This window comes from Sinomonas flava (assembly GCF_039531875.1).
Taxonomy (GTDB): domain Bacteria; phylum Actinomycetota; class Actinomycetes; order Actinomycetales; family Micrococcaceae; genus Sinomonas; species Sinomonas flava.
This window is the reverse complement of the sequence record NZ_BAAAQW010000003.1, coordinates 526,489-538,562: the sequence shown is the minus strand read 5'-3', so window position 1 is coordinate 538,562 and position 12,074 is coordinate 526,489. Positions and strand designations below refer to the sequence as shown.

The following is a 12,074-nucleotide window of genomic DNA, read 5'->3' as shown; positions in this document are numbered from 1 at the left end:
CCCGCCCCGGCGCCGCGGGAGGACTCCTGCTGGGGTGCCGAGGTGAAGTAGCTGCGGTCGTACTCGGTGCGGCGCTTCGGGTCGGAGAGGACCTCATAGGCGAGGGTGACGCGCCGGAACTCGATGACGTCGCCGCCGTGGTCCGGGTGGTGAAGGCGCGCGGCCCGGCGGTACGCGCGCTTGAGGTCGGCCTCGCTGGCTGTCACGGGCACGCCGAGGACCTCGTAGTGCGAGGGGACGTGCGGCGGCATGCTCCCATCCTAGGGGTGCGGCACCCGCGGACTCTGGGCGTCCGCTGGAATAATCCTGAGCATGCCCTCTCCGCGCCTCCTACGGCTGGTCCTCGCCGTCAACCCCGCTGCCTCGTCCGGACAGGGCGGGGTGCGTGCGCGGGAGGCCGCTGCCCTCCTGAGGGCCCGCGGCGCCACTGTCACCGAACTCGTCCGGGAGAGCGGGTCGGCCCTTGCGGCAGCGGTGGCCGGGGAGCTCGACGGCGCCGATGCCGTCCTGGTAGCCGGCGGGGACGGGACGGTGAACCTCGTGGCGAACGTCCTCGCCGGCACCCGCGTGCCCCTGGGCGTCATCCCTGCCGGGACGGGCAACGACGCCGCGCGCCTCCTGGGCGTCCCGCTGGGGTCGGTGCAGGGTGCCGTGGAGGTGGCGCTCTGGGCGCTCGATGCCCCGCCGAAGGCCCTGGACCTGGGCCTGGTCCAGTGGGACGGCGGCCAGCGGTACTTCCTCGCGGTCGCCTCGGCCGGCTTCGACGCCCGCGTCAACGAACGGGCGAACCACTGGCGCTGGCCCCGCGGGGCGGCAAAGTACACGCTGGCTCTCCTGCGCGAGCTGGCCACCTTCAGGCCCATTCCGTTCGAGCTCACGGTCGACGGCACGCCCCGGAGCGAGCGGGCGATGCTCGTCTCGATAGCCAACGGGCCGTCCCTCGGGGGAGGAATGCGCGTGGCGCCCGCCGCCCGTGCGGACGACGGCCTGCTGGACCTGTTCGTCGTGCGTCCCCTGACGCGGCTCGCCCTCCTGCGGGTCTTCCCCAAGGTCTTCCGCGGGCAGCACGTGGGGCATCCCGCCGTGGACCTCTCGCGCGGGTCCAAGGTCTCGCTGGGCGGTCCCGGCGTGGTCGTGTACGCGGACGGGGAGCGGATCGCGCCTGCCCCCGTCACCATCAGCGTGGTTCCCGGGGCGCTCGCGGTCCTGGCCGCGCCGGCCTCCTCGGACCCCCAGCGGTCCGGGGCGGCCTGACGGGCCAGGGGAGAGGGCCCGCGGCGGGACGGGTCAGGCCCGGCGCGAGGCGAGGCGGTTGAGGGCGAGCGCGCCGACCATGAGGCCGAAGTCGCGCAGCGCGACGTCGAACCCGTGCCCCAGCACGAGCAGATTGACGATGATTCCGAGGAGCCAGAGGGCGACGACGAGCGATCCCCACTTCGGCCGCCACGCGACGAGGAGGCCAGCGATGATCTCCACGACGCCGACGGCATACATGAACGTCTGCGGGCTGACGGGCACCACTGTGGTGGCGACGGGGGCGAGGTAGTTGGGCCAGTACGTGAGGATGTTGAAGAACTTGTCGAGGCCGAAGAGGATCGGCGCCACGACGTAGAGCGTCCGCAGCATGTAGAACGCCTGGTCCGCCGGCGCCATGGCCATGGCTGCCGAGCGCGTCCCTGCCGCGGTCCGGAACCGTCCGTGTGGGGCTGACGTGGCTGACATGATGTCTCCTTCCAAAACGGGTAACTCTGATTTTAGATTCGCAGCCCCTCTAAAACAAGGAATTCCTGTTTTGGACGTACCATTGAGGCATGCCCGTTCCATCCAGCCATGGTGACCAGCAGCCGCTCGGGTGGCGGGCGCGCCTGGGCGCCCTCGGCTCCCTGGGCGAGGAGCGCCGCCGCGCGCTCTACCTCTTCGTGCGCGGGGTGGGTCGGCCGGTGGGCCGGAACGAGGCCGCGGACGCCGTCGGCCTCTCCCGCGGCACCGCCGCCGCCCACCTGGACCGGCTCGTGGACGACGGCGTGCTGGTCGCCACGTTCGCCAAGCCGGCCGGCAGCGGCGGCCCCGGCTCCGGGCGGCCGTCCAAGTTCTACGAGCCCGCGGTGCAGGAAGTCGTCGCGGCGGTCCCGCAGCGGTCCTACGAGCTCGCGGGAGAGCTGCTTGCCGCGGCTGCGGAGCGCTCGATCGCCGAGGGCGAGCCGATGGCCGCGTGCATCGCCGCCGTGGGCCGTGCGGCAGGGGAGACCCTCGGCCGCGAGCACGGCAGCATCGGCGCGGTGCTCGAGGCCGCCGGGTACGCCCCGCGGTCCTCGGCGGACGGCGGGATCGACCTGTCCAACTGCCCCTTCCACCGGCTCTCGCGCGAGTACCGCGGGGTGGTGTGCAGCCTCAACGGCGCCCTCCTGGACGGCGCGCTCGCCGGCTGCGGGGACGGACAGCACGGGATCGAGCCCGTGGACCCCGACGGGCCGGGCCACGAGTGCTGCGCCCGGGTAGTGCCCCGTTCCTGACGCCCGTGCGGGAAACGGCCGAGGACTCCGGCCACCGGCGCGTCCTACAGTGGATGGGTGCCCGTCTACCTCGACCACGCCGCCACCACGCCGGTGACGCCCGCGGCGCTCGCCGCGTACACCGCCCAGATCGTGCGCGGCGGCAATCCCTCCTCGCTCCACGCCACGGGCCAGTCCGCGCGGCGTGCCCTCGAGGACGCCCGCGAGTCCGTTGCGGCCTCCCTCGGCGCGCATCCCACGGAAATCGTCTTCACCTCCGGCGGCACCGAGGCGGACAACCTCGCCGTCAAGGGCCTCTACTGGTCCCGCCAGGCCGAGGACCCGCGGCGCACCCGCATCCTGTGCTCGGGCATCGAGCACCACGCCGTCGCGGACACCGTGGAGTGGCTCGAGGCGCACGAGGGAGCCGAGGCTGTATGGCTGCCGTGCGACGCCGCCGGCGTGACGAGCCTCGAGGCCCTGAGCGAGGAGATCGCGCGGGATCCCGGCGCGGTGGCCCTCGTCGCGCTCATGTGGGCGAACAACGAGGTGGGCACGGTCCAGCCGGTCCGCGAGGCCGTGCGGATCGCGGGGGAGCACGGCATCCCCGTCCACTCGGACGCCGTCCAGGCGTTCGGGCACCTCCCGGTCGACTTCCGCGCCTCCGGCCTCGCGACGATGGCCGTGAGCGGGCACAAGATCGGCGCCCCGGTGGGGGTCGGCGCGCTCGTGGTGCGCCGCGACGTCGTGCTCACCCCGGTCCTGCACGGCGGTGGTCAGCAGCGCGGCCTCCGCTCGGGGACCCTGGACTCCGCGGGCGCGGTCGCCTTCGCTGCCGCGGCGCACGACGCCGTCGCCCACCTTCCCGAGGAGTCGCGCCGGCTCGCGGGGCTGAGGGACCGACTTCTGGACGGGATCGCGCGCGAGGTGCCGGACGCCGTCGTGAGCGGACCGGCCGACCGCGGCGAGGAGGCCCGCCTGCCGGGGATAGCACACCTCACGTTCCCGGGATGCGAGGGCGATTCGCTCCTGTTCCTGCTGGACATGGCGGGAATCGCGGCGTCGACCGGCTCCGCGTGCACCGCCGGCGTCCCACGCCCGTCGCATGTGCTGACGGCAATGGGCCGCACCGAGGACGAGGCCCGCGGCGCCCAGCGCTTCAGCCTCGGCTGGAACTCGACGGAGGCGGACGTGGACGCGCTGCTCGCGGCGATCGGGCCGGCCGTGGCGCAGGCGCGCGCCGCGGGCATGGCCGGCCATGCGAGCACCATCCAGACGGCCAGCACCCGCCGCGCCCCCTGACGCCCCCGTACATCTGGGGGTCACCTCCTGGAGGTCACGTGAGGTGACCCCCAGGAGGTGACCCCCAGACGGGAGGGGTCAGACTCCCGCGAGCTCCGGGAGCGGCACCGCGGGGTCGCGCAGCCGCGCCTCGTCCACCGGGGCACGGGAGGCGATGAGCGCCTTGATCGCCTTCTGCTGCCTGGGAGTGTTCACGTTCATCCCGCCCACGACGGCGCCGTCCCTCACCCAGAGCGCGACGAACCCCTCCTTCGCCGCCTCGGGAGTGTCGATCCGGCCCCGCAGGACGAGGTGGGCGCCCCGCACGAGCTGCCCGAACCCCGAGTACTCCATGCTCAGCCCGGCCTGGTCCGTGTAGAAGTAGGGGGCGATGTCCAGCTGCGCGTCTGCGCCGAGCATCGCCTTCGCGGCGACCTTGCCGCCGTTGAGCGCGTTCGACCAGTGCTCGCTGCGCACGTGGTCGCCGGTGCGCGGCTGGAGGGAGCTCGCGACGTCGCCGGCGGCGAAGATGTCCTCGGCGCTCGTGCGCAGCGAGGCGTCGGTGAGGATTCCGTCCCGCAGCCGCAGGCGCGCCTCCTCGGCCAGCGCCGTGTCCGGCTCGACGCCCACGGCCACGAGGACCAGATCCGCCCCGATCCGCTCGCCGGTGTTCAGCACGGTGCCCGCCACGCATTCGCGGTCGGCCGCGGCGACGAACTCGACGGGGTGGGCGGGGAGGCGGAACTGGACGCCCTCGGACTCGAGCGCGCGGCGGAAGACCTCCGCGAGCGGGCCCTCGAGCTGGCGCAGCACCGAGGCGTGCCGCCCGAGCACCGTGACCTCGTTGCCGTACTCGCGGGCGGCGGCGGCCACTTCGAGGCCGATCCACCCCGAGCCCACGATGACCACCCGTCGGCCGCCGCCCGCGAGCTCCTCGCGGAGCGCGAGGGAGTCCTCGAGCCGTCGAAGGCTGTGCACCCCCTCGAGCTGTGCGCCCGGGACATCCAGCGCCCGCGGCTGGGCGCCCGTGGCGAGGAGGAGCTTCGAGTAGGGGACGAGGGCCTCGCTCTCGAGGCGGAGCATGTGGGCGCCCGGGATGATCTGGGCTGCCCGCTCGCCGAGGCGGAGGTCGACGTCGTTCTTCTCGTACCAGCCGGAGGGGTTGACCAGGAGGTCCGCTTCCTTCTCCTGGCCCTTCAGGAACTCCTTCGAGAGCGGCGGCCTCAGGTAGGGTTCGCGGCGCTCGGCGGCGATGATCGTCAGCGGGCCGTCGTAGCCCTCCTGGCGGAGCGTCTTCGCGGCCGATCCTGCCGCGAGCCCGCCGCCCACGATGACAATAGGCTGCTGCACAAGTACCTCCCATGCACGACGGCGGCGCCACGGGCCGGTGCCCCCGCAGCCACCGCAGGGGGCCGTCCCGGCCGGGAAGCCCCGGACGCTAGAATAGACCGGTGCGAGTTCTGGCAGCCATGAGCGGAGGAGTGGATTCCGCGGTCGCTGCGGCGCGCGCCGTCGAGGCGGGGCACGACGTCGTCGGGGTCCATCTGGCCCTCAATCGCATGCCCGGAACGCTTCGTACGGGCTCGCGCGGCTGCTGCACGATCGAGGACTCCAACGACGCGTGGCGCGCCTGCGACCGGCTCGGTATCCCCTTCTACGTCTGGGACTTCTCCGAGCGGTTCAAGGAGGACGTCGTGGACGACTTCGTCTCGGAGTACGCCGCCGGCCGGACCCCGAACCCGTGCATGCGCTGCAACGAGCGCATCAAGTTCGCGGCGCTCCTCGAGAAGGCCCTCGCGCTCGGCTTCGACGCCGTCTGCACGGGGCACTACGCCAAGGTGGTCCGGGATGCGGACGGCCACCCCCAGCTGCACCGCGCCGCCGACTGGGCCAAGGACCAGTCCTACGTGCTGGCAGTCCTGACGCACGAGCAGCTCGAGCACTGCCTCTTCCCGCTCGCGGACACGCCCTCGAAGGCGGAGGTCCGGGCCGAGGCAGAACGCCGCGGCCTGTCCGTGGCGGCGAAGCCGGACAGCCACGACATCTGCTTCATCTCCGACGGCGACACCCGGGGCTGGCTCGCCGAGCGGATCGAGATGGCCCCCGGTGCGATCGTCGACGAGACCGGCGAGAAGGTCGGCGAGCATGCGGGGGCGAACGCGTACACCGTGGGGCAGCGCCGCGGCCTGCGTCTCGGCCGTCCCGCTCCCGACGGCAGGCCCCGCTTCGTCCTCGAGGTCCGGCCGAAGGACAACACCGTCGTGGTGGGCCCCGAGCGGCTCCTCGCCGTCGGGGAGATCCGCGGCATCCGCGTCTCGTGGGCGGGCCTGCCGCCGTCCGAGGCGACGACGGGCGAGGAGTTCGCCTGCGAAGCCCAGGTCCGCGCCCACGGCGATCCGGTCCCAGCCCGTGCCCGCCTCGAGCCGGCGGCCGCCCCCGGAGCCCCGGACGCGCACGACGGCGAGCTCGTCGTCACGCTCGAGACTCCCCTCCGCGGCGTCGCCCCCGGGCAGACGGTGGTCCTCTACCAGGGGACGAGGGTCCTCGGGCAGGCCACGATCGACACCGCCCGATCGCCCGAGAGGCTACTTCCCCGCTAGTCGGCCCGGTGCCACAATGGCCCCAGGTCTCACTTCTGCGGGTCCGCGCCTGCGCGGACCCCTCGGCACGAGGCGGCGGCGATGGCACGGGACGACGCTCAGCCCGGAGTAGCCTACGGGGCGGGTCTCGTCAGCCTCACCGTGTTGGCCGAGGGCCCGTTCACCGGCCGGCCCGCCGCGCTCGCCTCCGTGCGGGTGCCCCTCGAACGCGTCCGGAGCGGTCCCATCGGCGCGAGGCTCGACGTCCGGGTGCGCAGGCCCGGGCGCGACGAGGCCCAGCCGATCCCGCTCTCCCTCGACGGCGGGCTGTGGGGGATCGACGACGTGCCGCCGCCGGAGGACACCGAGCAGCTGCTAGCGGACGGGCGCTTCCTCGCCCAGCACGTGTACGCGGTCGCGTCGGACACCCTGCAGATCTTCGAGCGGACCATGGGCCGCAGGCTCGGCTGGGCCGGGGGACACCGTCTCCGCATCGATGCCTACGACCCGGTCGACTTCCGCGACTCGGGCTACGACCCGCAGCGGCAGGCCGTGCGCTTCGGCCACCGGTCCGATCCGCGCAGCAGCCGGCATGTCCCGATGGCCCTGTACCGGGATCTGGTCGCGCACGAGGTGACCCACGCGATCCTCGACGGCTACCGCCCCCGCTGGGCGGACGCGAACGCGCTCCTGGATGGGTTCGCCTTGCACGAGGCCATGGCGGACCTCGTGGCCATGCTCTCGGTGTTCTCCTCCGAGACTCGGGTCGAGCAGATGCTCCAGGAGGCCGGGATGCAGGGCCGCGGGACGCGCGAGGCGGACGAGAAGATCCTGCGCTCGGGCCTCTTCGGCCTCGCCGACGGCCTCTTCACCCGGTCCGCGGTGCGGCGCCCGCTCGACCGGGAGGTGCCGTTCGAGTGGACCCTCCTCCCGGAGCCCCATGCGCGCGGGGAGATCGTCGTCCAGGCCGTGCTCAACACCGTGGTCGAGCTCTGGAAGCAGCGCCTCGACTGCCCGGGCGGCCGGTCGAGCCGCTTCCAGATCGCGCAGTCCGGCGCCAGAGTAGGACGCCAGGTGCTCGGCATGGTCCTGCGCTCGCTGGCCTACCTCCCGCCCGTCGACCCGACGTGGACGGATCTCCTGCGGGGCATCCTCGCCTCCGACCTCGTCATGATGCCGTACGACACCCCGCCGTGCGGGCGCCCCACCGGCCCGGACGGGGCCCGGCCGAAGGGCTACCGCGAGGTGCTCCGGGACATGTTCTGGAACATCGACCTCTCGACCGATCCCGACGCGCGGCTCGACGGGCTCGACGACCTCGAGGGTCTGCAGTATCCGGTCCGGCTCTCCGCGCTCGCCTCCGACCCTGAGGAGCTCAACCGCTTCGTCTGGGCCAACCCGAGGCTCATGCGGGCCATGGACCTGGACGAGGAGACGAGCATCCGGATCGACCGCGTGCGCCCCACGGTGCGGGTGGGCCCAGACGGCTTCGTGGTCTCTGAGATCTGCGCGTCCTTCGTCCAGGACGTCCGGCTCAGCCGCCGCGAGGCCCGGGACAGGCTCGGGCTGAGGACGGAGGGAGAGGTCGTCGCGGTGCGTGGGGGCGCGGTCCTGCGGTTCGATGAGGGCGGCCGGCTGTGCTTCGCGGCCCTCAAGCCGGTGATGAACGGCGAACGCCAGCAGGCCCGCGCGGCCACTGCGCGGGCCGAGCGGGAGGCGGCTGCCGGAGCCAGGGCGTCGTACCACCAGGAGGGCGAGCGCGAGGACCTCCCGGCCTGAGGCGCCAGACGGGCACGGCGAGCAGCCCGCGTCGGGCCAGCGCGCGCGTCGGGCCTACCTGCCCCAGACCGCCTCGCGCTGGGCCGCGGTGCCCTCGAGCTGCGCCCGCTGGTCGAACTTCGCGGCGCGCAGCGCCGCCGTGACCGCCTGGTGCGTCGCAGACCTCGAGGCCGTCGGCTGGCTCGTGAGGGCCTCGAGGAGGAAGTGGGTGAAGGCCCCGCTGTAGCGGCCGCCGAACGGGGCATCCGAGGCGGTCTGGTCCGCCCGGCAGGCCGCGAAGAGGACGGGACCCGGGCCCGAGGCGACGAGTTCGCGGAGGCTGTGCGCCGCCGCACCCGGTGCGGCGGCGGCGCCGGCGGGCGCGGGCGGGGCGAGGAACCGGGCGCGGCGGCCGCGCGGCGCGTCGAAGGCGCGCAGCCCCGTCCCGCTATGGCAGGTGTCCAGCACGACGTCGGTGATCACCTGGGCGGGCACGCGCGACAGGAGCACGTGCAGTTCGTCGTCGACGACCACGCTGCCGCGCTCCCACTGGTCCCCGGCCGTGGTGATGTCGTAGGCGGCGAGGGCTTCGTCCATCCGGTCCGGCTCGTCGGGGTCGGACGCGTCGTCGGGGATCTGGGTCCCGTGGCTCGAGAACGTCAGCACGATCTGCTCGAGACGGCCGTCCACGGCGCGCTCCACGATGTCCCCGATGGCGCCGAGGATGGCGGCCTTCGTCGCGGCGGCGTCGGTGAGGACCGTGACCTCGCCGGGCGCGAAGCCGAACACCCCGGTCAGCGCCGCCGCAATGTCGTGGGCGTCGTTGACGCACCCCGCGAGCCAGTTGTCCTCCGGGAGTGCGGCGAAGCGATTGATGCCGATGCACAGCGCTGCGCGAGCCATGACGCCCTCCTCCGGGCCCAGCTCCCTGACTACAGGGTAGGCCCCTGTTCGCCGGCCGTACACCTGCCGGACACCGGGCGAAAGCTGGGCCGCACTAGCCTGCCGCTGTCCCTACCCCGTCAGCCCGCAGGAAGAAGGATCCATGCCCGCATCCACCCGTCGTCGCGCCGGGGCCGCCCTCGCCGCCGTCGCCCTCACCGCCGCGGTCGCCGCCGTCGCCGGTTCTGCTGCTGCCGGCCCGGCTGCTGCCGTCCCCGCCGCGCCCGGACCCCAGGCCGCCTCCAGCTTTGCCGTCATCGGCGACACGCCGTACGGCGCTTCCGCGGTCGCAGAGTTCCCCGAGCATGTGGCGCAGCTCAACGCCGACTCCTCGCTCGACTTCGTGGTGCACGTCGGCGACATCAAGAACGGCTCCTCGGAATGCTCCGACGCGTACTTCGAGCAGGTCCGCGCAGACTTCGACCGGTTCACGCATCCGCTCGTCTACACCCCGGGCGACAACGAGTGGACCGACTGCCACCGCGCCAACAACGGGGCATACAGCCCGCTCGAGCGCCTCGGCAAGCTCCGCGAGGTGTTCTTCGACGATCCGGGCAAGACCCTGGGCGCCACCATGCCCGTCAGGAGCCAGTCGGAGCTGGGGCTGCCGGAGAACGTCGCCTTCACGCGCAACCGCGTCGCCTTCGCAGCCGTCAACGTCCCGGGCAGCAACAACGCGACCCAGCCGTGGACGGGCCGCGGCGAGACAGCGCCGAACCAGGCGCAGCTCGACGAGGTCGCGCACCGCACCGACGCTGTCATCGCGGAGATCAGGAAGACGTTCGCCGAGGCGCGCCAGCGCAACGACCGGACCGTGGCGGTCTTCCAGCAGGCCGATATGTTCGACCCCACCTACACGGTGCCGTGGAGCGATATCAGCGCCTTCACCCCGATCGTGGAGGCGCTCGTCGAGGAGGCCCAGGCCTTCGACGGCGAGGTCTACCTGTTCGACGGCGACAGCCACGTCTACAACGTCGACCGGCCCCTCGCCGCGGGCTCGCCGTGGCTCGCGCGCTACGGCGTGACGGGCTCGGCGGACAACCTCACGCGCGTGACCGTGGACGGATCCTCGAACGCGAAGAACTACCTACGCGTGAACGTGGCGCCGAACGGTGCCGCGGGCACCGGGGCGCCGGTCCTGAGCTGGGAGCGGGTGCCCTTCAGCGGCTGAGGCGGCTCCCGCCAGAGGAGCGGGCGACGGCGCGCCGCTCGCACGCCGTCGCCCGCTCCCGCGGCGAAGGTCACCGTTCGGTCTCAATTCCGTCAAAGAACCGTTTCATTTTGCTCGATCGGTGGTTGAATCAGGTCATAAGGACTGTGCCCTGGGTCACGCCGGCGTATGAGCCGGCATCGGGGCCGGCCAGGACTCGACAAAGAAGGTCATAGATGGCTAAGACCACATCGGCTGTGCGAGGCGCTGTCGCGCTCGTCGGCATCTCCGCCCTCGCCCTCACAGCCTGCACGGGCCCCTCGGGAGGCTCGTCGCCCAGCGGATCCGCAGCGAGCGGACCGATCACCGTCGGCACGACCGACAAGGTCACGTTCCTCGATCCGGCCGGGTCCTACGACAACGGCTCCTTCCTGGTCATGAACCAGATCTTCCCGTTCCTGCTCAATTCGAAGCCCGGCAGCGCCGAGCCCCAGCCGGACATCGCGGAGTCCGCCTCCTTCACCTCCCCGAAGGAGTACACCGTCAAGCTCAAGAGCGGGCTCAAGTGGGCCAACGGGGACACCCTTGACTCCGCCGACGTCAAGTTCTCCTTCGACCGCCAGGTCAAGATCAACGACCCCAACGGGCCTGCCTCCCTCCTGGGCAATCTCGAGAGCACCGAGGCGAAGGACCCCACCACGGTTGTCTTCCACCTCAAGGAGGCCAACGACCAGACCTTCCCGTTCGTCCTCACGAGCCCCGCGGGCCCGATTGTGGACGACAAGGCCTTCCCGGCCGACAAGGTCATGACCGACGAGGACATCGTCGCGAAGAAGTCCTTCGCCGGCCCCTTCACGATCTCGAGCTACCAGAAGAACCAGCTCGTCTCGTTCAAGGCGAACCCCGACTACAAGGGTCTCCTCGGCGCGCCCAAGACGGACACGGTGAATCTCAAGTACTACGCCGATTCGAACAACCTCAAGCTCGACGTCCAGCAGTCCAACATCGACGTCGCGTGGCGCTCGCTGACGGCCACCGACGTCGAAAGCCTCGGCAAGGACTCGAAGGTCAAGGTCCACAAGGGGCCCGGCGGCGAGCTGCGCTACATCGTGTTCAACTTCGACACGATGCCGTTCGGCGCCAAGACGCCGCAGGCTGACCCGGCCAAGGCCCTGGCCGTGCGGCAGGCCATGGCGAACCTGGTGGACCGCGACGCGATCGCGCAGCAGGTCTACAAGGGCACATACCTCCCGGCCTGGTCCACCGTTCCGGACGGCTTCGCCGGCGCGATCACGCCGCTCAAAGACATGTACGGCGACGGCAGCGGCAAGCCGAGCGCAGACAAGGCCAAGAAGGTCCTCGCCGACGCCGGAATCCAGACCCCGCTCGCGGTCAACATCCAGTACAACCCGGACCACTACGGGAAGTCCTCGGGCGACGAGTACGCGCTGGTCAAGCAGCAGCTCGAGTCCTCGGGCCTGTTCTCCGTGAACCTGCAGTCCACCGAGTGGGTCACCTACGCGAAGGACCGCACGAAGGACGTCTACCCGATCTACCAGCTCGGCTGGTACCCGGACTACTCCGACGCGGACAACTACCTGACCCCGTTCTTCACCGCGAACAGCTTCCTGAAGAACCACTACGACAACAAGACCGTCCAGGACCTCATCTCGAAGCAGCTCGTCAATCCGGACAAGTCCGGGCGCGAGAAGCAGATCCAGGACATCCAGACGGCCGTCGCGAAGGATCTCCCCACCCTGCCCCTCCTGCAGGGCGCGCAGGTTGCCGTGGCCGGCGCGAGCGTCAACGGAGTCGACTCCACGCTCGACCCGTCCTTCAAGTTCCGTTTCGGCGTCCTGAGCAAGTAGCAGG

At 72.0% G+C, this 12,074-nt stretch carries 11 protein-coding genes; 7 read left to right on the top strand and 4 right to left on the bottom strand.

All coding sequences use genetic code 11. The features are described from left to right. Positions 1-251: J domain-containing protein (locus tag ABD298_RS05155; RefSeq protein WP_344298576.1), on the bottom strand; the 251-nt coding region annotated here is incomplete at its 3' end. A gap of 61 nt (positions 252-312) precedes the next feature. Here ABD298_RS05155 and ABD298_RS05150 point away from each other — a divergent pair. Then, positions 313-1,254 carry a diacylglycerol/lipid kinase family protein gene (locus ABD298_RS05150; RefSeq protein ID WP_344298575.1) on the top strand — a complete coding sequence of 314 codons (942 nt, stop codon included), beginning with the start codon at positions 313-315 and terminating at the stop codon, positions 1,252-1,254. Between the two features lie 33 nt (positions 1,255-1,287). Here ABD298_RS05150 and ABD298_RS05145 read toward each other — a convergent pair whose 3' ends face one another. Next, the gene (locus ABD298_RS05145) at positions 1,288-1,722 is read right to left on the bottom strand and encodes a hypothetical protein (RefSeq protein WP_425564315.1); all 435 of its coding nucleotides are present in this window, start codon (positions 1,720-1,722) and stop codon (positions 1,288-1,290) included. Positions 1,723-1,811: 89 nt separating this feature from the next. Here ABD298_RS05145 and ABD298_RS05140 point away from each other — a divergent pair, with 89 nt between their 5' ends. Both ABD298_RS05140 and ABD298_RS05135 read left to right on the top strand, forming a co-directional pair. Then, a complete protein-coding gene (locus ABD298_RS05140; protein WP_344298574.1) occupies positions 1,812-2,513 on the top strand; it encodes a winged helix-turn-helix transcriptional regulator in 702 nt (233 codons plus the stop codon). 57 nt (positions 2,514-2,570) lie between these two features. Continuing rightward, positions 2,571-3,794 (top strand): cysteine desulfurase family protein, encoded by a 1,224-nt coding sequence (locus ABD298_RS05135; RefSeq protein WP_344298573.1) that lies wholly within the window; start codon positions 2,571-2,573, stop codon positions 3,792-3,794. Positions 3,795-3,872: 78 nt separating this feature from the next. On the opposite strand, the gene ABD298_RS05130 is transcribed toward ABD298_RS05135, so the two are convergent. Then, positions 3,873-5,123: an NAD(P)/FAD-dependent oxidoreductase gene (locus ABD298_RS05130; RefSeq protein WP_344298572.1), complete on the bottom strand. Its 1,251-nt coding sequence runs from the start codon at positions 5,121-5,123 to the stop codon at positions 3,873-3,875. Between the two features lie 101 nt (positions 5,124-5,224). On the opposite strand from ABD298_RS05130, the gene mnmA reads away from it, so the two are divergent. Beyond that, entirely contained in the window at positions 5,225-6,373 is a 1,149-nt protein-coding gene (mnmA, locus tag ABD298_RS05125; RefSeq protein ID WP_344298570.1) for a tRNA 2-thiouridine(34) synthase MnmA, read from the top strand. Between the two features lie 81 nt (positions 6,374-6,454). Beyond that, entirely contained in the window at positions 6,455-8,131 is a 1,677-nt protein-coding gene (locus tag ABD298_RS05120; RefSeq protein ID WP_344298569.1) for a gluzincin family metallopeptidase, read from the top strand. A gap of 54 nt (positions 8,132-8,185) precedes the next feature. Here the strand turns inward: ABD298_RS05120 and ABD298_RS05115 are convergent, their stop codons facing one another. Then, positions 8,186-9,013 carry a caspase family protein gene (locus ABD298_RS05115; protein WP_344298568.1) on the bottom strand — a complete coding sequence of 276 codons (828 nt, stop codon included), beginning with the start codon at positions 9,011-9,013 and terminating at the stop codon, positions 8,186-8,188. A gap of 142 nt (positions 9,014-9,155) precedes the next feature. Between ABD298_RS05115 and ABD298_RS05110 the strand changes: the two genes are divergently transcribed. Beyond that, positions 9,156-10,223 (top strand): metallophosphoesterase family protein, encoded by a 1,068-nt coding sequence (locus ABD298_RS05110; RefSeq protein WP_344298567.1) that lies wholly within the window; start codon positions 9,156-9,158, stop codon positions 10,221-10,223. 215 nt (positions 10,224-10,438) lie between these two features. Then, positions 10,439-12,070 (top strand): ABC transporter substrate-binding protein, encoded by a 1,632-nt coding sequence (locus tag ABD298_RS05105; protein ID WP_344298566.1) that lies wholly within the window; start codon positions 10,439-10,441, stop codon positions 12,068-12,070. Positions 12,071-12,074: the final 4 nt, after the last annotated feature.

Coding starts and splice junctions, on each gene's coding strand:
- ABD298_RS05140 (WP_344298574.1), top strand. CDS start 1,812: ATGCCCGTTCCATCCAGCCATGGTGACCAGCAGCCGCTCGGGTGGCGG.
- ABD298_RS05110 (WP_344298567.1), top strand. CDS start 9,156: ATGCCCGCATCCACCCGTCGTCGCGCCGGGGCCGCCCTCGCCGCCGTC.
- ABD298_RS05115 (WP_344298568.1), bottom strand. CDS start 9,013: ATGGCTCGCGCAGCGCTGTGCATCGGCATCAATCGCTTCGCCGCACTC.
- ABD298_RS05150 (WP_344298575.1), top strand. CDS start 313: ATGCCCTCTCCGCGCCTCCTACGGCTGGTCCTCGCCGTCAACCCCGCT.
- ABD298_RS05145 (WP_425564315.1), bottom strand. CDS start 1,722: ATGTCAGCCACGTCAGCCCCACACGGACGGTTCCGGACCGCGGCAGGG.
- ABD298_RS05120 (WP_344298569.1), top strand. CDS start 6,455: ATGGCACGGGACGACGCTCAGCCCGGAGTAGCCTACGGGGCGGGTCTC.
- ABD298_RS05105 (WP_344298566.1), top strand. CDS start 10,439: ATGGCTAAGACCACATCGGCTGTGCGAGGCGCTGTCGCGCTCGTCGGC.